Origin of the sequence: Planococcus sp. FY231025 (assembly GCF_052078085.1) — a bacterium.
GTDB lineage: Bacteria > Bacillota > Bacilli > Bacillales_A > Planococcaceae > Planococcus.
Genome location: NZ_JBQJJG010000004.1, coordinates 582,421 through 605,112, shown reverse-complemented (window position 1 = coordinate 605,112; position 22,692 = coordinate 582,421). Strand labels below are relative to the sequence as shown.

Here is a 22,692-nt window from a genome sequence, read left to right as displayed (position 1 = left end):
AAAGATTGGATCGACAATCGGAAACTGCCGTAATTCCGTTTGCTGCCGGCTTCACAGGGAAAGTAAAGAATAAAGGAAGATGGAAAAGCCGCAAGCTCCCCTTTTTTCGGTGGATAACTTTCGTTATGCACATAATATGGGGGATATCCTCCTCTACCGGGGGATAACAGGCCCCTTTTTGGAATTTCGGGAGCTAATATGGGCTTATCCACATGTTGATAAGTCCAAGACGCGAAACTTTTCATTGAAAGGGGAGGTACAATGTTCTCGATCACGCTGGACAGCTTTATCCGCATCATTTCCGTGGGCATACTTGCTTATATCGGGCTCGTGGTATTTTTGCGCGCGTCTGGAAAACGGACACTCACCAAACTGAACGCTTTCGACCTGGTGGTGACGGTGGCGCTCGGTTCTACGCTAGCTACCATTCTTCTCAGCAAGGATGTAAGCCTGCTGGAAGGCTTGACGGCGTTCGCTTTGCTGATTTTAATGCAGTATGCCATCACTTTCATGGCCGTCCGCTGGAACGGCTTCAGCAAATTCATCAAATCCGAACCGCAATTGCTTTATTTGGATGGTTCATTTCTTGAAGGAGCCATGAAAAAGGAACGGATCAATAAAGCCGAAATATTGCAGGCGGTCCGCAACCAAGGCACTGGCGACATGGAGGGTGTAAAAGCCGTCGTGCTCGAAACCGACGGAAGCCTATCCATCATCAGCGGTCACACGGGCGATACGTTGGCGAATGTAAAATCGGATAGGAAAATATAAAAAAGTTCCGGATGGTTCCGGAACTTTTTTGCTTTATCTCGGCGTTTTCACACGCATTTTCCGGTGTTCCCGGCGTGCAGGCGCCGTTTCGTGGAACAGCTTTTCCCCTTCGGACTCCGGAATGACTTTCGGCACTGCCACCGGCTTGCCGTCTTCCCCCATCGCCACCATGGTCAGGAACGACTCGGTCGTCAACCGTTCTTCACCGGTCTGGAGATTCTGCGATTTGACGCGGACGTAGACTTCCATCGATGTGCGGCCGGTCGATGTGACGTTCGCTTCCAATTCGAGCACATCGCCGACATGGGCCGACGACAGGAAATCGACCGAATCGATCGATGCTGTCACGACCTGGCAGCGCGAATGCTTCATCGCAGAAATTCCGGCGATCTCATCGATGTAGGCAAGCACTTTCCCTCCGAAAATAGAATCCATATGATTGGTATCGGGCGGCAATACGAGTTTTGTCTGGATGGTGCGGGATTCTTTCATAGGCCTTGCTTCCATTTTCAACACTCCGTTTCTCCTAAGAACTTGAACAGCCGTTTTCTTCTATTATGATATAGTAAAAATGAGGGGGAACCGTTATGACAGAATTATTGAGAATCTTGAATACACCTGAATTTCAATCCAAAGAAACGCTAAAAGGCCAATTAAAAGCCCTAGGCATCAATCCAGGCGACTCGCTCATCGTCCATTCCTCGCTAAAATCGATGGGATGGATCGCCGGCGGCCCTCAGGCTGTCGTAGAAGCGTTATTGGAGAACGTAACCGCCGAAGGGACATTGATCATGCCCGCGCAGTCTACGGACAACTCAGAGCCTTCCTATTGGATGAACCCGCCCATCCCGGAAAACTGGCATCAGCCGCTTCGCGAAGGATTGCCGGCTTTCGACCCGCACCTGACGCCGATGCGCGGCATGGGCAAGATACCGGAAACCTTCCATCGCCATCCCGGGACAATCCGCAGCCCGCACCCTTCCCATTCATTCATCGCTTGGGGCAAGCAGGCGGCTGACTGGATGAGCAAACAGCCGATCGAGAATTCGTTCGGCCCCGGGTCGCCTCTCGGAAAAATGATGGAAAGCGAAGTGAAGATTCTGCTGATTGGGACCGGTTTTGATTCCTGTACGGCGCTGCATTACGCAGAGTTCGTCCAGGAAACTCGGACAACTTCTCCCCAAGGCGCGGCTGTCATGAAAGACGGCAAGCGGCAATGGGTGGAGTTCCAATGTGTAGATATGGATGCCGACCGGTTTCCAGAGCTAGCCAAAGCATATCCCGGTGAAATCCAGACCGGCATGCTCGGGCAGGCGGAAGTGAAACTTGTAGAGATGCGCCCATTGGTGGAATTCGGCATTGACTGGCTGAAAGCCAATCCGGCTCCTATAGAAGAGGGACAATAATAAAGCCTGCCCGCGAATTTCGCTGGCAGGCTTTATGCTGCAATGACTTCATCTAAAAGATTTTCAAGCCGTTCGTTATTCGTATTGAAAGAATCCACAAACGCATTGATGATTTCAGCTGGAGCGGCAATCTTTTCCCAATCAAGCCGGTATCCCGCATTTAATGCCAGCTGTCGGGCAAACTCCCGTACGGTGCGTCCGTTCCCTTCCCGGAACGGATGAAGGGCATTCAATTCTGCCAGGTAATGGGCCAGACGGGCAATCAGCTTTTCCCGCGGCAGCCCTTTCAAGTAATTTTCCTCTGCCAGCCCGGCAAAGATTTTGCGCATTTCTACATCGATGAATTTCGGATGGGCGAAAGAAGAAGAACCTTTTGAAATCATTTCTTTCCGCAGTTCACCGGCGAATGGGTAGACATCCTGCAAAATATACCGATGAATTTCCAGGAAAGCCTCCATATCAAGCGGGTCTTTAGGCGGACGGATCCGCAATTCCGACAGACGGAACAGCGTATAGACTTTCTCCAGTTCCTTCAACTTCTCTTCGTCCTTCAAATCAAAAAGATTGATGAGGATATCCGTGTCAGGGTAGCAATACATCGATGTATGCTGGTATTTAGACATCGAACTTCGATTTAATGGCCCGGTGGAATTGAGCTTCCGTCCGTTCACCAGTCAAAACCGACCGAACAAAATTCTCATCCTCATTGGTTACATCAAACCCTTCCGTAACTAGAGAGTGGGATGCGTAAGAAATCGCGTGGTTGGCTTGTTCATGGGAAACACGGTTAACTAATTTCGTCAAGATCATGACCACCTTTCATTCCTTTATTGTACCATTTCCGGGCCCCGAAATCCATCCTGAACCCCGATTCTGAAAGGGTTTCCAGCCGCTTCCGGCGATTTTTCGGCATAACAAAACCGGGTGCCTGAAGCACCCGGTTGTCGCTACGCCTGCTGTTGCAATTCTTTCGTCTCCTCTGCCGTAAACGGCCGGGAACGGGTCAAAAACCGCTTGCCTTCGACGCCTTCGAGCGAGAACATGCCGCCCCGCCCTTCCACTACGTCAATGATCAGCTGCGTATGGCTCCAATAGTCGAATTGGTTCTTGTGCATATAGAATTCACTGCCGCCGATTACGCCGAGTAGCACATCCTGGTCGCCCAAAAACAAATCGCCTACCGGATAGCACATTGGGGAGCTGCCGTCACAGCAGCCTCCGGACTGATGAAACATGACCGGCCCGTGCTTGCTTTTCAAGAGCTCGATCAATTGGAGCGCTTCGTCTGTCGCAATTACACGTTCGACCATAGCCTATCCCTTCTTTCTAATCAAAAGAACCCTTGCTTGTCTTCGCTGTAGCTGACGAGCATGTTTTTCGTGTTCTGGTAATGGCTAAGCATCATTTTGTGGTTTTCACGGCCGAAACCGGACATTTTGTAGCCGCCGAATGCTGCGTGCGCAGGATACTGGTGGTAGCAGTTTGTCCAGACGCGTCCTGCTTGGATGCCGCGGCCGAAACGGTATGCCGTATGCGTATCACGTGTCCAGATGCCCGCTCCAAGGCCGTATAGCGTATCATTCGCAAGTTCCATTGCTTCTTCTTTCGTCTTGAAAGTGGTCACGGAAACGACCGGACCGAAGATTTCTTCCTGGAAAATGCGCATTTTGTTGTTTCCTTTGAATACGGTCGGTTTGATATAGAAGCCTTCAGCTAGATCGCCTTCCAATGCATTGCGGTCTCCGCCTGCAAGGACTTCAGCGCCTTCCTGCTTGCCGATATCCAGGTAGGACATGATCTTTTCCATTTGCTCCTTGGAAGCTTGGGCCCCCATCATCGTTTCCGGATCCAGCGGATTTCCGATTTTGATCGCTTCAACACGTTTCAAGGCGCGGGCCATGAACTCTTCGTAAATGTCTTCCTGGATCAATACGCGGGATGGGCATGTACATACTTCGCCCTGGTTCAGCGCGAACATGACAAATCCTTCGATCGCTTTGTCGAGGAATGCATCGTCCTGGTCCATGACATCCTTGAAGAAGATGTTCGGCGATTTGCCGCCCAGCTCCAACGTGACCGGAATCAGGTTTTGCGATGCGTACTGCATGATCATCCGGCCGGTTGTCGTTTCACCGGTGAATGCCACTTTGCTGACGCGCGGGCTCGACGCAAGCGGTTTTCCTGCTTCCAGTCCGAAGCCGTTGACGATATTCAAAACGCCTGGCGGAAGAAGGTCGCCGACCAGTTCAGCCCAGACCATGATGCTCGCCGGTGTCTGTTCAGCAGGTTTCAATACCACACAGTTTCCTGCAGCCAAGGCTGGCGCCAATTTCCAAGTCGCCATCAGCAGCGGGAAGTTCCAAGGGATGATCTGCGCTACCACGCCAAGCGGCTCGTGGAAATGATAAGCAACTGTATTTTCATCAATCTGGCTGAGCGATCCTTCTTGTGCACGGATGACCCCTGCAAAATAGCGATAGTGGTCAATGGCCAATGGAATGTCGGCATTCAGCGTTTCACGCACAGCTTTTCCGTTGTCCCATGTTTCCGCAACTGCCAACATTTCCAGGTTCTCTTCCATCCGATCAGCGATTTTCAAAAGGATATTCGCCCGTTCCGTAACGGAAGTCTTGCCCCATGCATCTTTTGCCGCATGAGCAGCATCAAGCGCCGCTTCCACATCCTCAGCTGTAGAGCGTGCAACTTCCGTGAATTTCTTGCCGTTTACCGGGGAAACGTTGTCAAAATACTGGCCTTTTGCCGGAGCACGCCATTCCCCATTTATATAGTTTTCATACCGTTCTTTAAACGAGTGCTTCGCTCCTTGCGTATTCGGCATTGCGTATTCCATTACCATTCTGTTTCCTCCCTTTATTTGTATAGTTCGCTTCTTTGTATGCGCTTACACAAAAGTTGTACTCCAACGCATGCAAAGAAACAGCTTCCCTTCTATATTGTCAAAAGAATTGGAAAATTGCAACCCTTTTTAGGAATATATGGCCCCGTTTTGTTTAATGGCCTGCAAGGGTATAATAAATAAAAGCAGAAAATAAGCAAATGAAGGGATATTACTATGCGAATCAATAAATTTCTAAGCGAAACAGGCATCACTTCCCGCCGAGGGGCGGATAAATTCATCGAAGACGGGCGGGTGACCATCAACGGGCAATTGGCCGAACTCGGGAGCAAGGTTCTGCCGGAGGACCAGGTGCATGTAGACGGCAAACTGATCGAACAGCCAAAAGAGGAATATGTCTATATCGCCCTCAACAAACCGGTCGGCATCACCAGCACGACTGAACGCCATATCGAAGGCAATATTGTCGACTTCATCAACCATCCGCTCCGGATTTTCCATGTCGGCAGGCTCGACAAGGATTCAGAAGGGCTGATTTTATTGACCAATGACGGCGACATCGTCAACGAAATTCTGCGGGCTGAAAATGAGCACGAAAAAGAATATATCGTGAAAGTCGATATGCCGGTCACGGAGTCCTTTTTGAAGAAGATGTCGGAAGGCGTTGAAATATTGGATACGAAAACGCTGCCCGCAAAAGCTGAGAAAATCTCGAAATATACGTTCCGCCTGACCATCAAACAGGGGCTCAACCGCCAGATCCGCCGCATGTGCCAAGCGCTTGGCTACGAAGTGAGAAGCTTGAAGCGCGTACGCATCATGAACATCCATCTCGGCAGCCTTGCAGTCGGCGAATGGCGTGATCTGACCGACAGCGAACGGAACGAACTGTTCCGCGAACTTGACTATAAACCGAAACGATAGGAATAGGAGATGTAGATATGCTGACGATACAGAACACCCCCAATCATGCGGGCGTAAAAATTAGCGGCGATTATTTCGACTTGGACGAACTGAACAAAGCGATCTACCACGTTATCGGCGACGAAAACAAATACCATAACTACACCGGGTCGCGCACCCGCCTTTTAGGGATTGCCTACGAAATCCGGCATGCAGCCCAAGGCGACCGCAACATCGAACCGGTCTTCAACGGCATGACCGAGCATATAAAAAAGCAGCACCGTTTTATTGCGCCGGACAAAAACATCTATTTCTCGGCCGAAGTGCTATGGCCGGAGATTTTGTATGCCATTGTGGCTTTGAATGATTTTGTCCGCCTCCATCAGGCGGATGTCGAATTTCCCGACTGGGATCCCGAGCTCCACCTGATCCGGCATTTCCAGGCGCTTGTGCTCGATTGCCTTCATGGCCAGGTGCCCGAGGAACAGTACCAGACCATCCTGAAAACATTCAGCCAGACACCGACGGTCAGCGATTACGCCGTCCAATACATCGACTTCCTGAATCTAAAGTTTATCGATATGCCCAAACAGCAGCGCGAGAATACGCTCCCTGTTGTCGCGGTAAAAATTGCCGTGCAGGATAACGACTACCAGGCGTTCCGCCAACAAGTCCTGACAGCTGCCACCCCGGCAAAAAAAGCCATACACGAAATCCAGTTCAAAGCCGAATACCCAGAACAAATCGACTGGTGAATAGAAAAGCGGAAACGGCCGTTTAGGTTCGACAGGCAAGTGGTAGCCCAAAAGTAGTTTGGGCTATCTCTTTGCGACGAAGCGCAAAGCACTGCAGGAGCAGAGGGGTTTAACGGCCTGGCGAAGCGGCGCATTTTGCCGCACAGCCAGGCTGGCTTACGACCCGAGAACCTGGCCGTTGGAGCTGGACAAGAGAAAAGCGCAGGCGCCTTGCAAGGCCCGACAAGCTCTGGAGGGCTTGGCATGAATGGCGCTTTTTGCCATTCGGGACTAGACCGAAGCGACTCGAGGGCCTAGGCGCCGGAGCTGGACAAGAGAAAAGCGCAGGCGCCTTGCAAGGCCCGACAAGCGCTGGAGGGCTTGGCATGAATGGCGCTTTTTGCCATTCGGGACAAGACCGAAGCGACTCGAGGGCCTAGGCGCCGGAGCTGGACAAGAGAAAAGCGCAGGCGCCTTGATAGATTCGACGGGCATAATAAGAAACCTGTCTTTGTAGCTAACTTGCTTTATTAATGTCCCAAAACATCAAGAACCCACGCTGATTCAGCGCGGGTTCTCTTATGCCTGCTTGATTTGCAAAACGAGAAAGTCACTGACTTCCAAAGCTTTCAAACTATGCCGTTCGCCAAGGTTCATGTGAAGGACGTTCTGCGGCGACACTTCCACTTCTTCCCCTTCTACCGTAAAGGCCACTTTCCCTGTCTTTACAATAATCAGGACATCTGCATCCACATCATGTTCCGCCACTTCCTCGCCCAACTGGAGCTGCATGTTGACGACATTCACTTTCCCGAAGTTCAGCACTTTATTTATGTGTTTATTTTTCTCATTCAAGTAATAAGGCGTATTGATCAATTCCATCATTCACCCTCCTCTTTCTTAACTCTATTCGACAGAAAAAAGCCGGGACCTTCCTTTTCACTTGGAAGCCCCGGTTTTTATTCTGTTATTCGCCTTTCATTTCCGCTACTTTGTCAGGGTTATTGTCGATCCATTCCTGGGCGACTGCCACCGGATCTCCGCCTTCTTCGATCTTCACGATCATTTTTTCAACTTCATCGATTGTAATGTTCCAGTTGCTAAGGAATTCATAAGCTTCTGGCGCATTTTCTTTCAATTCGCTGTTCGTGATGACTTCCACTGAAGAAGTTTCAAAGAACCCTTTTTCATTCGTTAGTACTTTCAGGTCGAATTTATTGAACATCGTATGCGGTCTCCAGCCGTAGAAGACCACCGGCTTTTCCTGTTCCATCATGCGCTGCGCCTGTGCAAGCATGCCGCCTTCAGATGAATTAACTTGTGTAAAGTCGAACTCATAAGCTTTGATGATTTCATCGCTTTCGATGGAAGCACCCGCTCCCTTTTCAATGCCATAGAACTCGTTGTTGAATTCGCCTTCACGGCCTTTCAAGTCTTCAAGGGAATTGATGTCTTCCATATAAGCCGGAACTGTCCAACCGGTATCCGCTTCCGGATAGCTTACAGCAGTACTCTCGATTTTGCCTTCGAATTTGTCCAGGTAGTTTTGGTGCATCGGCACCCACGCATCCATGAATACATCGAGATCTCCGCGTGAAAGGCCCATGTAGACGCTGCCGGCATCCGCTTCGGTCTCTTTCACTTCATAGCCCATATCTTCCAGGATCAAGCCGGCAATCTTTGTCGGTGGCACTGTGCTGGTCCACGGCGTTACCCCAAACGTAATGGTTTTTTGGGATTGGCCAGCTGTCCCTTCTTCCGTTTCAGCAGTTTCCGATGAACAGGCTGCTGCAAATGCAGCCAATAAAATAATGGTAAGTGTCAGTAGAACTTTTTTCATTTTTGATTTCCTCTTTTCATTTTTTAGAGTTTGCGTGCAAATCCTTGTGTGATCCGGTCCATGATAATGGCTAGGACGACGATTCCCAAACCGCCTGTCAGGCCAAGACCGACATTAACGGTCGAAATCCCTTGCAGCACAACCGAGCCGAGTCCGGGCGCGCCGATCATCGAAGCGATGACTGCCATCGACAAGGCAAGCATCATCGTCTGGTTGATGCCTGCCATGATGGAAGGCGTTGCGAGCGGCAGCTGGACTTTGGAAAGCAGCTGCCATTTTGTCGAACCGAACGCCTTGGAAGCTTCTACGACGTCAGCCGGGACTTGCTGGATTCCCAGCGTAGTCATCCGGACTGCCGGAGGGGTCGCGAAAACGAACGTCGCAATCACTGCCGGCACATTGCCAAGGCCGAACAGCAGGATTGCCGGAATAAGGTAAACAAAGCTTGGCAATGTCTGCATGAAATCCAGCACGGGGCGCACAATATTCGCTATCGTTTTGTTCGTTGCTGCAAGGATGCCGAATGGAACGCCGATCAGAACCGATATAAATGTAGAAACCATGACGATGGCTACCGTCTGCATCGCCGATTCCCATAAGCCGACCGAGCCAAGGTAGAGGCCGCCTGCCAGCGCAAAGAGCGCGACGCCTTTTCCGGCGATTTTCCAGGCAAGCAGCACCAGCAAGACGGTCAGCAATTCAGGCGGAATGGAGATCAGAAGATTCGTCATTCCATCGACAAACGTCCGCAGCCCGTTGCTGATGGCTCCGAAAAATTCACCGGTAACCGGCAACAGCCATCCATCTACGAATTCATTTGTCCATTGTTCAAGCGGAAGGTCGAAGTAGTTCATACAGCCGCCACCTCATCTTTTCCTAAGACCAGCCCCGAAAGAATGGAGACCCGTGAAACAATCCCCAACAGCTTCTCGTCCTTTATGACCGCGAGAGGGTATTTGGCTTCCACTGCGATGCCGAAAAGGTCATTCAACGGCGTATCAGGCGAGATGCTTTGAATGTCTTTGATGAGCACCTCTCCGATCGGCGCGCTTTCTTTATAAGCCTTGATGGCATCATCAATTGTCAACAGACCTTGGAAGTTATTGTTTTTATCAACTACGAAGATGCTTGATACGCCGGCGTCTTCCATCTTCTTCACTGCTGCCAGCGCGCCGCTCTTGTCTGCCATATGGACAATCGGCTTTTTCATGACATGCGATGCCATGAGCACTTTGGAGCGATCCACGTCTTTTACGAAATTCGAAACATATTCATTGGCCGGATTTTCCAGGATTTCATCCGCAGTCCCGACCTGGACGATTTCCCCGTTCTTCATGATGGCGATGCGGTCGCCCAGTTTCAGCGCCTCATCCAGGTCATGGGTGATGAATAGAATCGTCTTGCCCAATTTGCTCTGCAGATTCAGCAATTCATCCTGCATCTCTTTCCGGATCAGCGGATCAAGTGCACTGAACGCTTCATCCATTAACAGGATATCCGAATCGTTCGCCAAAGCCCGGGCAAGTCCGACGCGCTGCTGCATGCCGCCGCTCAGTTCTTTAGGGTAGCTTTTTTCGTAGCCCTGCAGCCCGACATCTTCGATCGATTTCTGGGCACGCTTGCTGCGCTCTTCTTTCTTGACTCCTTGGATTTCCAGCCCGTAAGCGACATTCTCCAAAACTGTCCGGTGTGGGAACAGCCCGAACTGTTGGAACACCATGCCTAGTTTTTCCCGTCTTGCTTTGATCAGTTCATTCTTATCCATCTTGGTAATGTCTTGTCCGTCAATCAGCACTTCGCCGTCAGTCGGTTCGATCAACCGGTTGATCAGGCGGATCAACGTCGATTTCCCGCTGCCCGACAACCCCATAATGACAAAGAATTCACCCGGTTCAACTGAAAAACTGGCTTGGTTGACTCCGACTGTCATGCCCGTCTTGGCCAATATATCTTCCTTTTGTTCTCCGTTTTTCAAACGTTTGAGCCCTTGCTGTGGATGAGCGCCAAAGATTTTCGTTAAGTTGTTCACTTCAATCTTTTTCATCAACATTCTCCTCTATTCTCTTGTTCCAGTCTCAACGCCGGAATCCGATCGTTCGGCTGACTTGTTTCGGCAAGTCCAGCCCTTTATGTTCGTCTTGAATCTTTTCAACTTTTTCAGCAACTGGCTTCGGAAACGGTGCGGGCCGCCCTTGTTCAGCGTCCATGCCCATCAGCATCTGTTCGCTCGTCGCTACGATATCACCAGCCGCATTTTCCATCCCCAAAAAGATGTGTAAGCGTTTGGCATCGCTGTCCAAAAGCTGGTAGCTGACACGCAACGGTTCACCTTCATGGGCTTCCTTCAAATAACAAAGGTGCGTTTCCAGCGTAAACATTGTGTAAATGTATTGTTTGCGTGCTTCGGCATCCAAACCGATAGCTTCAATAAATTCATCAGCAGCCAAACTGAAAACTTTGGCATACGCGGCATCGTTCATATGGCCGTTATAGTCGACCCAATCCGGTTGAACTGAAACTTGAAATCTCAGGTTTGTATCCGCCATCGTGCTTCCTCCTAACAGATCTTCAGTTTTTTACAGCGGCTTTCGATTCCGGCCAGTAGGACTCGACTAGATCCAGCAGCTCCACCAGGAACTCATTGCGCTTGGTTTCCAATTCAGCAATGGTCGTGTCTCCTGCATGGCTTTCGCAGCCGTTGATGACTTTTCCTTTCAGTTCATCCGTCAGTTCAGGAGCCTCAAGCTTTGTCCAGGGCAGCTTCAGCGCAGGGCCGAATTGATCGAGCATATGCCGCATGCCTTTTTCTCCGCCTGCCAAATGGAATGTCATGAACGGTCCCATCTGCGCCCAACGGAGCCCGGCGCCGTATACAATAGCTGCATCCACTTCTTCCGTGGTCGCAACTCCGTCATTAACCATGTGCAGCGCCTCGCGCCACAAAGCTTCCATCAATCGGTCTGCCAAATGCCCTTCAATTTCCTTTTGGATGATCAGCGGCTTCATTCCGATCCCTTCAAAGAACTGGCGTGCATATTCCATGATTGCTGCATCCGTCTGTTTTCCGCCGACCAGTTCAACAAGCGGCAGTATGTATACCGGGTTGAACGGATGGGCGACAATCAGCCGTTGTGGATGCTTCAAGCCTTCCTGGAGAATGCTAGGGACGATGCCGGAGGTACTGGAGCCGATGATTGCTTCCGGTTTGGTGTATTTGTCGATGTCCGCCAATACCGCTTTCTTCAACGCTTCACGCTCCGGAACGTTTTCCTGGATATAGTCCGCTCCGCGCACCGCTTCTTCGACCGTTTCTTTGAAGGTGATGCGGCTTTGATGCGCACCTTCTGCCAATCCCAATTTCTCCAAGGACGGCCACGCTTGCGCAATTGCTTTTGTTGTCCGCTCTTTTGCGCCTTCAGCCGGATCGAATGCGATGACATCGAACCCATTCGCCAGGAACCGGGCTATCCAGCCGTTGCCGATTACTCCGGTTCCGACTACGGTTATATTTTTGATTCCGTGATTTCCTTTGTTCATGATTTTCCTCCTCCATATGGATTTCTGAGCTGGTAGTGGATTCTTGCTTCTGCTGGAGTCATGGCTTCGATGCCTGCTCCGTGCAATTTCTTCACTGCTTGGTCGACCAACTGTTCGTTCGTCGCAAATACACCTTTCCCTAAGTAAAGATTGTCTTCAAGACCTACCCTTACATTGCCGCCATGCTGTGCTGCCATTTCTAAAATCGGCATCTGCATGCGCCCGATTCCGAATGCAGACCAGTAGGCATTTTCCGGAAGGCGGTTTTTCATATACAGCATTGTTTCCTCATCCGCTTCCGCTCCCCACGGGATGCCCAGACAGAACTGGAACATCGGATCGCCATCAACTAAGCCTTCCTCGATCAGTTGCTTTGCAAAACGCAGATGGCCGGTATCAAAGCACTCCAGCTCCGGCTTCACGCCGCTTTCCTGGATCAGCTTCGCTTGTTCGCGCAGCCAATTTGTCGGGCTCATATAGACCATGTCTCCGAAATTGACGCTTCCGCAGTCCAACGTACACATTTCCGGCAGAAGCGAGCCTACCGGTTCGTGCCGTTCACGCGGCACCTGCATGTCCGTACCTTCGCCGCCGGCTTCCGGATTCGCCAGATTCGGAATGAAATCCCCCCCGCCGCCTGAAGTGATATTGATGATGACATCTGTTTCCGATTCGCGGATCCGCTCCACAATTTCCTTGTAATGATTCAGGTCGTGGCTGATGCCGCCAGTCTTGGGATCCCGTGCATGGACATGCGCCACGGTCGCTCCTGCTTTCGCCGATTCGATGGCTGATTCGGCGATTTCCTTTGGCGTTACCGGCACATAGCTGCTCTTTGCTGTTGTGTCGCCTGCACCTGTCACTGCTGCCGTTAATAATACTTTTTGTTTCAATTCAATTCCTCCTTTTTTGGTTCTATCGGCTCATTCTTTTTATGTATTTTGTAATTATAATTATTTCTCATTTTTTCTGCGCTTTTAAACTGTACCATCTGGACGGTAATGTTTCAAGGTCATTTTAAGAATTCCTACTTGCTTTAAAGCGAGGTTTTATTTTTTGCCGGCTTCAAATACTGCCCTTAAAGGTTTTCCAAAAACCAGATTGGGTCAGTTTTTTTAACGAAAAAAATCCACATCCTCCGAAGAGGACGTGGATTTTCGGCCGATTATTCGCTGGCCCAGGAGATTAACTTTTTATAAATAGCTGCTTTTTTTTCATCGGTCAATTGGTTGAGGTCGAAAAGTTCATTGAGCCAGATGCCGTCTGTGGCGAGCCGGATGATGGTGGCTTTTACAGGATCGATCCCATCGTTTTCAATTTCCGACTGCCACTCCATGTACAGGTCCCGGATCGGGTTCAGCAGTTCCTCATTTACAGCTTTTGCAGCCAAAAGGCCCGCATTCATGTCTGTCTTTTTATAAGGGTTATTGAATGTGACATCCACGTAGGACGTGAGCCATTTCCCTTTTTCCAAGGTGGATTCGTGTGCCGCAGCTGCAATCTTCTCACGGTAATTTTCCGCCAGATGTTCGACCATCCCCTGAACCAACGCTTCTTTCGAAGGGAAGTGGTACAGGAGGCCGCCTTTGCTGACGCCCGCTTCAGCTGCTGTCGCTTCTAATGTCAGATTGAAAATCCCTCTTTCACTGACTATTTTTGATGCTGCATGTAATATTTCCACTTTTCTTGTCACTCTGCCCATACGAAACCCCTCTACAATGAATTTGCTTTTCACTATACTACCTGGACGGTTTTTTTACAAATGGATTTCTTATTCTGTTTTGAAAATGGCTTTTTCCGGGTATGTTGTAATAATAGCAAATCCGAATCACCCGGGAGTGATGAGTGATGAGAAAATGGCTTCTTCCGATCCTGCTGACAGCTTCACTGGCCGCTTGCGGCAATGAACCACCCGAACCTGAAGCCGGCGATTCCCAAACGGAGGTTTCCGCTCCGGAAGGGGAGCTCGATCCGACAGCACCAGAGGAAGTGGATGAAGCGGAAACTGTCGACCTTTCCGCTATTGTAAATGGGGATATTGAAGAAGGCGCAGCTGTCGCCTTGACTGCCACCATCCAGGAGCTGACGGACGACGGTGCGTTCCCCGCCTTCATCTTCGGGGATGAAGAACACAAGGTTTTCGTGCGGAACATGGCCGAGACGCCTGTAGAAGCAGGCGATGCTGTGACCATTCGCGGCATCTATGAAGGACTGGGCGAGGAAAATCTGCCGGTCGTTGCCGCTTCTGTCATCGAAGCCCAATAATAATGACGGCCCATCAAAAAAACCAGCTTTTTCAAGCTGGTTTTTTGCGTCACCGCTCAGGTTCTGCGGGTTCAGAGACGTCATCCAATGCAATTTCAGCATTGTCGTACGAAGTGTCTTTAACGGCAATGTCGCCCAACGACAGAATCCCCACCACTTCGCCTCCATCGACAATCGGCAGCCTGCGGATTTGGTGTTTGGACATTAAATTGGCCGCATCTTCAACGGACATGTCGGTGCTTCCAGTGACTGCATCCGAAGAAAGAATTCCGGATATCGGGCTGTCCAACGGCAGTTGTTCTGCAATTCCACGCGTTACAATGTCACGGTCCGTGATGATTCCCACTAGTTTATTATTGTCGACGACCGGAATGGACCCGACATCCAGTTCTTTCATTTTAGAAGCCACTTCTTGAAGCGTTGCTTCTGTCGTACAAGTGTCTACATTACCTGTCATAATTTCAGTAACCTTCATGATATTACGCCTCCAATTTTAAAAGTTTCTGGCTCACTTATTCCTTGAACAGCGTCTTCCGCCCTTAATATAAGAAATTCCGAGTAGCCTTTACTTTCACGGACCCCCCTTTTTTATTTTTTCCTTAGTATCTCCTTATCCGTTTTCCCAAAGAACAAACATCTTTTTGAAAAAGAAAAAAATCCAGGCTCTGCTCCAATACGGAGCCTGGATTTTTACGTGATGTAGTTTATTCGACCATTTGGATAAACTGGCGCGTACGCTCATGCTTCGGATTTTCGAAGAACGTCTTCGGATCGGAAGATTCAATGATGACGCCTTTGTCCAGCATGATGACACGGTCTGCAACTTCCTTGGCAAACTTCATCTCATGGGTGACAACAACCATCGTCATGCCTTCTTCAGCCAACTGCTTCATGACCTGAAGCACTTCGCCCACGAGTTCAGGATCCAGTGCTGACGTCGGTTCGTCAAACAGCAGCACTTTCGGCTCCATTGCTAGCGCACGGGCGATTGCCACCCGCTGCTTCTGTCCGCCCGACAGTTTGCTCGGGTAAACGTTCGCCTTGTCGCCGAGCCCTACTTTTTCAAGCAGGGACAAACCCAATTGCTTCGCTTTTTGTTTGTCCATTTTCTTTACAATGATCGGTGCTTCGATGACGTTTTCCAATACCGTTTTGTGCGGGAACAGATTGAAATGCTGGAAGACCATTCCGACTTCCGCCCGGATATCCGGCAATTTGTCCTTTTTCGGATCGATGGTATGTCCGTCTATCGTAATTTTTCCGCTGTTCATTTCTTCTAAAAAGTTGAAGCAGCGCAGCAGCGTACTTTTACCGGATCCGCTGACTCCCACAAGAACGACCACTTCCTGGGGCTTTACATGCAGATCGATGCCTTTCAGCACTTCCAAATCACCAAATGATTTATGGATGTTTTCGCCAATAATCATGATCTTAACCCCCTCACACTTTGTCTACATCCAGCCTGTTTTCATACCATCTGACGATGTATGTGAAAATCATGACCAGGACCAAATAATAGAAGCCAACTACGATGAATGTTTCAAACTGTTTGAAAGAACTTGCGGCTGCCCGGTTGGCCACCGAGAACAGCTCCGCCACCCCGATCATCCAGACCAGGGAGGAATCCTTCAATGTGATGATAAACTGGTTGCCTAGCGGCGGGATGGAACGGCGCAGCGCCTGCGGGAAGACAATTCTCCGCATGAGCTGGTTGTTTGTCATCCCGAGCGCACGGCTCGCTTCCGTCTGACCGTGGTCGATCCCCTGGATCGCCCCACGGAAAATCTCGGCAATATATGCCCCGTTATGGACACCGAGAGCCAGTGCCCCGGCCCAGAAGTTATCGAGGACGACAATTTGCGTGATCCCGAAATAAAGGAACATGATCTGCACCAGTAAAGGCGTCCCGCGGATGATTGTGATGTACAAATTAGCAATGCCTTGCAGGATTTTGGATTTCGATATTTTCATCAGGGCAAAGACCAAGCCCAGCACCGTACCGAGGACAACGGAAATCGCTGTCAATTCCAGCGTGATGATGACGGCATCCAAAAACCCTGGATAAGTGGTTAAAAATATATCAATTATCGTTTGAATGCTCTCCATGACTATTCCCCTCTCCGTTTAGCGCAGAACTTCGATTCCTTCTGTCTCCACTTCGAGGAGGTTAGTGCCGAACCATTTCTCGGAAATCTCTGCGTAAGTGCCATTTTCAACGATGGCATCCAATGCTCTGTTGATTTCTTCTAGCAGAGCTTCATCTTCCGGACGGACTGCAATGGCAGCTTCTTCAATCCAAAGGTTTTCACCGATGTCCTTGATTTCAAGACCGGCTTTCTGTGCTTCAAATCCGACAACGTCCGAAGTGATGACGGCATCTACACGCCCAGGGACCAATTCCTGCAACGCGACAACATCGCTATTGTAGTACTGGATATCATCTGTGAATTCTTTTGCCGCCGGTTCGTAGGTCGTCTGCGCTACAATCCCGATTTTCTTGCCTTCAAGGTCTGCCGGCTCTTTGATTTCTGTATTGCCTTCAGCGACCCAAATCTTCCCGCCTGACAAATAGTACGGATCCGAGAATGCTACCGTTTTCGCACGCTCATCTGTAATGGCCATTGAACCGAGTACCGCATCATACTTCTTGCCGATAAGGCCTTGGATGATCGTCTCGAACGGGTTTGTCACCGGATTATGCTCAAGTCCCATCTCTTCTGACAACGCCGCGCCGATTTCAATATCAAAGCCTGTCAATTGCCCGCCTTCTTCATAGTTGAAGGGTTTGTAAAGCCCGCTGGCTGCCGTCGTGAACTTGCCTTCTTCAAGCAGATTCAGTTCGTTTCCGCCGCCTTCTGTGCCTGTTCCGCCCGATTCTCCCGATCCGGCCGAGTCTTCTGATCCTCCACAAGCTGCCATGAGCATCCCTGTTGATAAAATTACACCTAAAAATGATAATTTCTTTTTCATGCTGTTCTCCCCTTTTCGTTTTATGAATTGACCGAAACGCCTAGGCGTTTCGGGGCTTGCCGGCAAATTAAACACTCTTAATAGAAAATATCCTTCTTCTTGTACATCTCTTCGATCCGCGCCAGATTCCCTTTCACTTTGGCGTGCTCTTTGACGTAGACAAAACGCATAATCGACGTCAGAAGCGCATGCACCGCCGTATAGGAATCGATGTTCAGGTTGGAATTCACCGCCACCGGAAGCGCGATGTCCGAAAATTCAGCGGCAGGCGAGTCTGCTGAATCTGTCAGCACAATCACTTCCGCCCCCTGCTCTTTTGCTGTTTGGAGGGTTTCAAGCACCACTTTTGTATACCGCGGGAAAACAAAAGCGATGACAATATCCCCCGGACCGACGCGTGAGAGCTGACTGTAGAACTGGCCGTCCGACGGGACGAGCATTTCCGTCTGGTCGATGGCCATGTTCAGCCATCCGGAAAACCAATGGGCCAGGCCGTAATCGAAAAAGTTGCTGGTGACATAGATATGGTCTGCAAAACTGATCATATCCACTACTTGCAGCAGCTTCTCCTCATCGATCGACTGCTTCAGCTTCTCGATGCTGAGGATGTCTGCATCCAGCAGATTCTCCAGAAAAGATTGGTCTGCATTCGGCTCAAGCGTTTCCTGTTCCGCTTGCTCCAGCCTTTCCTGCGCAAGCTTACGCTGCACCACTTGCTGGAACTCTGCATATCCCTTATAACCCAGTTTCTGCGTCCAGCGGATCACTGTCGACTCGCTGACGTTCACCCTTCTCCCGACTTCCAGAGCTGAAGAAAATGCGAGGAATATGGGTTCCCGGAAAAACAAATCACCGACTTTCTTTTGGCCGGAACTGAAATCTTTATAAGATTCCGACACACTCCGCAGTAAATCCTGCATAATCTCCGCCCCCAAAACAAGAACTTACTCAAATGCCTATAAAAAGTATAACCTTTTGCAGGAAATCCTGCAATACTTCTCTGAATATTCGTTGAATCTTTTTGCTTATTTTCTATTCCGAATATTCCATGGTATAAGCTATGTATTTCTTATGTTAAGTATTTTTTAGATATTCGGCATAATAAAGTCCTAGAAAAAAGAGTGCGGAAAAACCCATTTGGCATCCGGTCCGCTTTGGAGGGGGGAAATGAAGGATTTGCTTCAGAATTCAGTTTTTAGAAAATATTCCCTCGCTTCTTCTTATTCAAACGCTGTTTATAACTATTTTGTGAAAATAATAGGAATGGAAAGGGAAGAGCGCGAATCTACCTTATGAGAGGCTTCTGATAGATTCATGGAACCTTATAAGTTAGAATAAAAATATAATATTTGTATAAGAATAGTATTGGAGTGGATAGCATGGTTTGGGATACAAGGATTTTTCGCCTTTTTATCATTTGGTATTGCATCGGCATTGTATTGCTCAGTTTTGACTTGCTTCCGCCATGGCTCGAATGGGCCAATGCATTTTTCCTGATGCTTGCCGGTTCACTCGGCTTCCTTTATTTCTTCCGGAAATTCGGTAATACGGCTGGAGGCATTCTGGGCGCAGTGATTTTCGTATTTACCTTCATCGTAGAGGGCGCAGGTGCCGGCGCTGATTTCCTGTTCGGTTCCTATGATTATACAGAGCGTTTCGCCCCGAACCTTTTCGGGGTGCCGATCGCCATCGGGTTTGCCTGGCTGATGGTCATGGCAACGACCCATGTACTTGCGCTTTCCATCTTTCCTGAGGGAGGTTGGCGTTATGCGGCTGCAGGCGGCGTGGGAGCAGTCGTCATGGATTTGATCATCGACCCTGTCGCCTTCCATTTGAAGGGCTATTGGATATGGGAAGATACCGGCCTTTACTACGGCATTCCGTGGACAAATTTCACCGGCTGGTTTGCTGTCGCCTTTGTGCTGCATCTCTTGATCGACAGGCTGATGAAGGCAAAGGGCGACAAATGGAGCTTTGGCATTCTTGAAAAGCGGATGGTGCTGCTCTACATATTGGTGACAGCGATGTTCGTTCTGCTTGGATTGCTCGGCGGCTTATGGCTGGCAGCTGCCGCTTCAACGCTTGGCGCCGCTGCCTTTGTTGCAACGGCCCGGAAGAGGAGGTCCGCATGATTACTGCTAAAAAGTCCCCTTTGTTTGAAAATGTATTCGAAAAATATTTAAATCCGCTCCTGCGCAGGTCTTTTGCCAACGTGTTCGGCAACGGCATCGCGCCGACGACTCCGAAGCCGGCCATTTTCATTGCCAATCACAGTTCCTGGTGGGACGGATTGCTGTTCTTCTTTTTCAACCGGACTGTGTGGCGCCATGACATCCACATGATGATGGATGAAAAAGGGCTGAAGCAATATGGGTTTTTCCGATACCTTGGCGCCTTTTCCATCAACCGCAGCAAACCGAAAGACATCCTCGCTTCGCTGCAGTATGCAGAACAGCTGCTGCTCAGCGGAAAGACGGTCGTCCTGTTCCCGCAGGGCGATGAATACCATCAAGAGATCCGCCCGCTCGGGTACAGTACCGGCATCGCCTATCTGATGGAACGCTGCCCTGATATGCCGGTTGTCCCGATTTCGTTCTATTACTCCTTCCGCCATGAGAAGAAACCGGAAGTATGGGTGCAGCAGGGCGAACCCTTCCTTTACAGCAGCCTTCCCGGGACTAGCCGGAAAGAGAAAACAGCAGCAATCGAAGAAGCGGCCATCCGGCAATTGGACCACCTGAAGAGTTTTGTCGTCACTGAAGAAACAGATGCCTTCCGCAATTATTTAGGAAAGGGGGATTAGCATGCTGTTTCTGATTGCAGCGCTTGCCGCTTTTCTTCTATGGACAATCGCCAACAGTTTTTTCCTCCCTTCCTTGCCCCAGGCTTCTCGGATGGAGGATCCGCCGCTGGTGTCCGTCCTGATCCCGATGCGCAATGAGGAGCGCAATGTCGAAACACTGGTTGCCGCCTTAAAAGCGTCCCTTTACCCCAATATCGAATTCATCATTCTGAACGACCAGTCGACCGACCGCACAGCCCGCCTCCTGGAACAGCATACGGCAGGCGATTCCAGGTTCACTGTCATCGAAGGGAAGGAACTGCCAAAGGGCTGGGTCGGCAAAGTCCACGCCTGCCATCAATTGCAGCAGCACGCCACCGGCCGTTTCCTGCTTTTTATCGATGCAGACATCCGTTTCACACCGGATGCGATCGGCCGGTCGCTGATTTTATTGACACGGCGGAAGGCCCAATTGCTGTCCGGTTTTCCGGCCTTCGACGTACCGCCTTTCCTGAGCAAGCTGCTTGTGCCGATGCAGCATTTCGTCGTGTTTTTCCATTTGCCGCTGGCTGCAGCGAACCTCATGAATTTCCCAGCCGCAACGGCCGCCAACGGCATGTGGATGCTATTCGAGCGGAGCGGTTATGATGCGGCCGGCGGACATGCCGCCGTCCGTGATTCTCTTGTCGAAGACGTTCACCTCGCCCGGCGCATCAAGGCTTCCGGCCAAAAGATGCTTCTGGCGAACATCACCGGAGATGTGCGCTGCCGCATGTACGAAACCAATCATGACGTTTGGGAAGGGTTTTTGAAGAACAGTTACTCGGGCATCGGCCGCTCCCCCTTGCTCGCCGCCGGACTGGCTGCTTTTTACAGCATCTTTTATATCCTCCCGCTGTTTTTGGCAGTTTACGGCATCATTTCTGGCGACCTGATCTACACTGTGCCTTATGGGCTCGCGGTCCTGCAGCAGGGGTACGTCATGGCCAGGACGCGCCAGCGATTGTACCTGGCGCCTCTGATTCCGCTGCAGGCCGCAGCCATGATTGCGGTCTTGATGCAGTCGATGTGGAAAAGCTGGCGAAAAAAACCGTATTCCTGGAAAGGAAGGCATTATACATGAAAAAAATCATCATCATCGGCGGCGGCCTTGGCGGGTTAGCAGCTGCCGTCACGCTTGCGCACGCCGGATTCCATGTCCGCCTGTTCGAGAAAAACCCGCATCTCGGAGGCAAGTTGATGCCGATGCGCCTCGGCTCCTATTCCTTTGATTTCGGCCCCAACACCATAACGATGCCCCAAGTGTTCAAAGGGATCATCGAGCAGACCGGGGAACGTACGGAAGATTACTTCGACCTCCTCCCGCTCCAAAGCCACACACGGAACCACTTCCCGGATGGCGCGACCTTTGATTTTTCATCGGATGCCACGGAGATGGAAAAGGAGATTGCCCGCTTTTCGGCCCGCGACGCCGCCAATTATCCCGCGTTTTTAAAAGAAGTGGCCCGGCTTTATGGGATGTCTGAGCGCTATTTCTTCCCGGCTACATTCCAGTCCTGGAAAGATTACGTTTCGCCTTCGCTCGGCCTTGCGTTGCTGCGCGCCCGGCCGGCCGAAACGCTGCACCACTTTTTCAGCCGCTACTTTTCCGATAAGCGGCTGATCCAGTCGCTCGACCGCTATGCTACTTACATCGGTTCGTCGCCGTTCAAAGCTCCTGCAACCTTTTCAATGATCGCCCATCTTGAACTTGCACAGGGTGTCTATTACACAAAGGGCGGAAATGTGCGGATTGCAGAAGCTTTTGCGGCTGTCGCACAAAAGCATGGTGCTATTCTTCACACGGAAACGGAAGTCCAAAAAATTATGATTGAAAACGGCAAGGCAACCGGCGTTATACTGGCAGACGGGCGCACGTTCGAAGCGGACCTGCTAATCTTGAACGGCGATTTGCTATCGGCTTATCCGAAGCTTGTTGAAGAAAGATTCCGGCCCTCGTTTACGGATGCGAAAATCAGCCGCTTCGAGCCTTCCATCTCGGCTTTTGTCATCACAGCGGGACTGAGCACCCGCCTTCCAGGCCTGAAACACCATAACGTCTTTTTCTCGGGCGATTACCGGCAGGAATTCGACGATCTTTTCAGCAAGCGCCGTTACAGCGAAGAACCGACTGTCTACATCAGCAATTCTTCCTATACCGATCCCGAGGCGGCACCGGAGGGGGACAATTTGTTCATACTGGTCAACGCCCCGGCATTGGCTCCAGATGGCAGCCTTCAAATTGAACCGGAACAATACAAGGAACGGATTTATGATTTCCTTGAAACCTACGGCATCGACATCCGGACCCACTTGGCAGAAGAGCGGGTCTTCACGCCAGCTTTCCTGAAGGATACATTCAATGCATACCGGGGCGCCCTTTACGGCCCTTCCTCCCACCGCAAAGCGGACGCCTTCCTGCGGCCGGCCAATGCCAGCACAGACATTGAAAACCTCTACTTCATCGGAGGCAGCACGCACCCTGGAGGCGGCTCCCCTATCGTCACCATGGGCGGGCAGAATCTGGCGAGGCAGATCATCAGCAAGCACAAGACATAAAAAAGCTTCAGCGCCGTAAAAGGTGCTGA

27 protein-coding genes are annotated in these 22,692 nt (G+C 50.4%); 9 read left to right on the top strand and 18 right to left on the bottom strand.

Going from position 1 to position 22,692, the window contains the following annotated elements; all coding sequences use genetic code 11:
• Positions 1–261: 261 nt before the first annotated feature.
• Positions 262–771: a DUF421 domain-containing protein gene (locus ACTL32_RS06170; RefSeq protein WP_441340642.1), complete on the top strand. Its 510-nt coding sequence runs from the start codon at positions 262–264 to the stop codon at positions 769–771.
• 33 nt (positions 772–804) lie between these two features.
• Here ACTL32_RS06170 and ACTL32_RS06165 read toward each other — a convergent pair whose 3' ends face one another.
• Entirely contained in the window at positions 805–1,278 is a 474-nt protein-coding gene (locus ACTL32_RS06165; RefSeq protein ID WP_204891358.1) for an acyl-CoA thioesterase, read from the bottom strand.
• Positions 1,279–1,358: 80 nt separating this feature from the next.
• Here ACTL32_RS06165 and ACTL32_RS06160 point away from each other — a divergent pair, with 80 nt between their 5' ends.
• Positions 1,359–2,177 (top strand): aminoglycoside N(3)-acetyltransferase, encoded by an 819-nt coding sequence (locus tag ACTL32_RS06160; RefSeq protein WP_441340641.1) that lies wholly within the window; start codon positions 1,359–1,361, stop codon positions 2,175–2,177.
• Positions 2,178–2,209: 32 nt separating this feature from the next.
• Here ACTL32_RS06160 and ACTL32_RS06155 read toward each other — a convergent pair whose 3' ends face one another.
• The 4 genes from ACTL32_RS06155 to adh form a co-directional block, all read right to left on the bottom strand.
• Entirely contained in the window at positions 2,210–2,800 is a 591-nt protein-coding gene (locus ACTL32_RS06155; RefSeq protein ID WP_441340640.1) for a Fic/DOC family protein, read from the bottom strand.
• The gene (locus ACTL32_RS06150) at positions 2,793–2,987 is read right to left on the bottom strand and encodes a hypothetical protein (protein WP_441340692.1); all 195 of its coding nucleotides are present in this window, start codon (positions 2,985–2,987) and stop codon (positions 2,793–2,795) included. The genes ACTL32_RS06155 and ACTL32_RS06150 overlap by 8 nt, the downstream gene beginning before the upstream one ends.
• A 137-nt stretch (positions 2,988–3,124) precedes the next feature.
• Complete coding sequence (locus tag ACTL32_RS06145; RefSeq protein WP_204891362.1) at positions 3,125–3,487, bottom strand: DUF779 domain-containing protein; 363 nt, start codon at positions 3,485–3,487, stop codon at positions 3,125–3,127.
• Between the two features lie 20 nt (positions 3,488–3,507).
• A complete protein-coding gene (gene adh, locus ACTL32_RS06140; RefSeq protein WP_441340691.1) occupies positions 3,508–5,028 on the bottom strand; it encodes an aldehyde dehydrogenase in 1,521 nt (506 codons plus the stop codon).
• Positions 5,029–5,250: 222 nt separating this feature from the next.
• On the opposite strand from adh, the gene rluF reads away from it, so the two are divergent.
• Together rluF and ACTL32_RS06130 are read left to right on the top strand one after the other, a co-directional pair.
• On the top strand, positions 5,251–5,958 hold the full coding sequence (gene rluF, locus ACTL32_RS06135) for a 23S rRNA pseudouridine(2604) synthase RluF (protein WP_441340639.1): 708 nt from the start codon (positions 5,251–5,253) through the stop codon (positions 5,956–5,958).
• A 17-nt stretch (positions 5,959–5,975) separates the two neighbouring features.
• Positions 5,976–6,692: a DUF6904 family protein gene (locus ACTL32_RS06130; RefSeq protein ID WP_441340638.1), complete on the top strand. Its 717-nt coding sequence runs from the start codon at positions 5,976–5,978 to the stop codon at positions 6,690–6,692.
• 558 nt (positions 6,693–7,250) lie between these two features.
• Here the strand turns inward: ACTL32_RS06130 and ACTL32_RS06125 are convergent.
• From ACTL32_RS06125 to ACTL32_RS06090, 8 genes are all read right to left on the bottom strand, one after another.
• A complete protein-coding gene (locus tag ACTL32_RS06125; RefSeq protein WP_441340637.1) occupies positions 7,251–7,553 on the bottom strand; it encodes a hypothetical protein in 303 nt (100 codons plus the stop codon).
• A gap of 85 nt (positions 7,554–7,638) precedes the next feature.
• The gene (locus ACTL32_RS06120; protein WP_441340636.1) at positions 7,639–8,511 is read right to left on the bottom strand and encodes a glycine betaine ABC transporter substrate-binding protein; all 873 of its coding nucleotides are present in this window, start codon (positions 8,509–8,511) and stop codon (positions 7,639–7,641) included.
• A 23-nt stretch (positions 8,512–8,534) separates the two neighbouring features.
• Positions 8,535–9,365, bottom strand: a complete 831-nt coding sequence (locus ACTL32_RS06115; RefSeq protein WP_441340635.1) for an ABC transporter permease — start codon at positions 9,363–9,365, stop codon at positions 8,535–8,537.
• Entirely contained in the window at positions 9,362–10,555 is a 1,194-nt protein-coding gene (locus ACTL32_RS06110) for a quaternary amine ABC transporter ATP-binding protein (RefSeq protein ID WP_204891368.1), read from the bottom strand. The genes ACTL32_RS06115 and ACTL32_RS06110 overlap by 4 nt, the downstream gene beginning before the upstream one ends.
• A gap of 31 nt (positions 10,556–10,586) precedes the next feature.
• The gene (locus tag ACTL32_RS06105) at positions 10,587–11,057 is read right to left on the bottom strand and encodes a thioesterase family protein (protein WP_441340634.1); all 471 of its coding nucleotides are present in this window, start codon (positions 11,055–11,057) and stop codon (positions 10,587–10,589) included.
• A gap of 22 nt (positions 11,058–11,079) precedes the next feature.
• The gene (locus tag ACTL32_RS06100) at positions 11,080–12,048 is read right to left on the bottom strand and encodes a 3-hydroxyacyl-CoA dehydrogenase NAD-binding domain-containing protein (RefSeq protein ID WP_441340633.1); all 969 of its coding nucleotides are present in this window, start codon (positions 12,046–12,048) and stop codon (positions 11,080–11,082) included.
• The gene (locus tag ACTL32_RS06095; RefSeq protein ID WP_441340632.1) at positions 12,045–12,941 is read right to left on the bottom strand and encodes a 3-keto-5-aminohexanoate cleavage protein; all 897 of its coding nucleotides are present in this window, start codon (positions 12,939–12,941) and stop codon (positions 12,045–12,047) included. Before ACTL32_RS06095 ends, ACTL32_RS06100 begins: the two co-directional genes overlap by 4 nt.
• A 272-nt stretch (positions 12,942–13,213) precedes the next feature.
• Positions 13,214–13,750: a TetR family transcriptional regulator gene (locus ACTL32_RS06090; protein ID WP_441340631.1), complete on the bottom strand. Its 537-nt coding sequence runs from the start codon at positions 13,748–13,750 to the stop codon at positions 13,214–13,216.
• A 146-nt stretch (positions 13,751–13,896) separates the two neighbouring features.
• On the opposite strand from ACTL32_RS06090, the gene ACTL32_RS06085 reads away from it, so the two are divergent.
• Positions 13,897–14,313 (top strand): hypothetical protein, encoded by a 417-nt coding sequence (locus ACTL32_RS06085; protein ID WP_441340630.1) that lies wholly within the window; start codon positions 13,897–13,899, stop codon positions 14,311–14,313.
• 49 nt (positions 14,314–14,362) lie between these two features.
• Here the strand turns inward: ACTL32_RS06085 and ACTL32_RS06080 are convergent, their stop codons facing one another.
• From ACTL32_RS06080 to ACTL32_RS06060, 5 genes are all read right to left on the bottom strand, one after another.
• Complete coding sequence (locus ACTL32_RS06080) at positions 14,363–14,788, bottom strand: CBS domain-containing protein (protein WP_441340629.1); 426 nt, start codon at positions 14,786–14,788, stop codon at positions 14,363–14,365.
• A gap of 229 nt (positions 14,789–15,017) precedes the next feature.
• Positions 15,018–15,740, bottom strand: coding sequence for an amino acid ABC transporter ATP-binding protein (locus tag ACTL32_RS06075; RefSeq protein ID WP_441340628.1), 723 nt, complete (start codon positions 15,738–15,740; stop codon positions 15,018–15,020).
• Positions 15,741–15,753: 13 nt separating this feature from the next.
• Positions 15,754–16,419 (bottom strand): amino acid ABC transporter permease, encoded by a 666-nt coding sequence (locus ACTL32_RS06070; RefSeq protein ID WP_441340627.1) that lies wholly within the window; start codon positions 16,417–16,419, stop codon positions 15,754–15,756.
• A gap of 18 nt (positions 16,420–16,437) precedes the next feature.
• Positions 16,438–17,283, bottom strand: a complete 846-nt coding sequence (locus tag ACTL32_RS06065; RefSeq protein WP_441340626.1) for a transporter substrate-binding domain-containing protein — start codon at positions 17,281–17,283, stop codon at positions 16,438–16,440.
• A gap of 77 nt (positions 17,284–17,360) precedes the next feature.
• Positions 17,361–18,203, bottom strand: a complete 843-nt coding sequence (locus ACTL32_RS06060; protein WP_441340625.1) for a MurR/RpiR family transcriptional regulator — start codon at positions 18,201–18,203, stop codon at positions 17,361–17,363.
• A 459-nt stretch (positions 18,204–18,662) separates the two neighbouring features.
• On the opposite strand from ACTL32_RS06060, the gene ACTL32_RS06055 reads away from it, so the two are divergent.
• From ACTL32_RS06055 to ACTL32_RS06040, 4 genes are read left to right on the top strand one after another with little or no spacing between them, the layout of a single operon-like run.
• Positions 18,663–19,415, top strand: a complete 753-nt coding sequence (locus ACTL32_RS06055) for a carotenoid biosynthesis protein (RefSeq protein WP_441340624.1) — start codon at positions 18,663–18,665, stop codon at positions 19,413–19,415.
• Positions 19,412–20,086: a lysophospholipid acyltransferase family protein gene (locus ACTL32_RS06050; protein ID WP_441340623.1), complete on the top strand. Its 675-nt coding sequence runs from the start codon at positions 19,412–19,414 to the stop codon at positions 20,084–20,086. Before ACTL32_RS06055 ends, ACTL32_RS06050 begins: the two co-directional genes overlap by 4 nt.
• A 1-nt stretch (position 20,087) precedes the next feature.
• A complete protein-coding gene (locus tag ACTL32_RS06045; RefSeq protein WP_441340622.1) occupies positions 20,088–21,188 on the top strand; it encodes a glycosyltransferase in 1,101 nt (366 codons plus the stop codon).
• The gene (locus tag ACTL32_RS06040; protein WP_441340621.1) at positions 21,185–22,663 is read left to right on the top strand and encodes a phytoene desaturase family protein; all 1,479 of its coding nucleotides are present in this window, start codon (positions 21,185–21,187) and stop codon (positions 22,661–22,663) included. The genes ACTL32_RS06045 and ACTL32_RS06040 overlap by 4 nt, the downstream gene beginning before the upstream one ends.
• Positions 22,664–22,692: the final 29 nt, after the last annotated feature.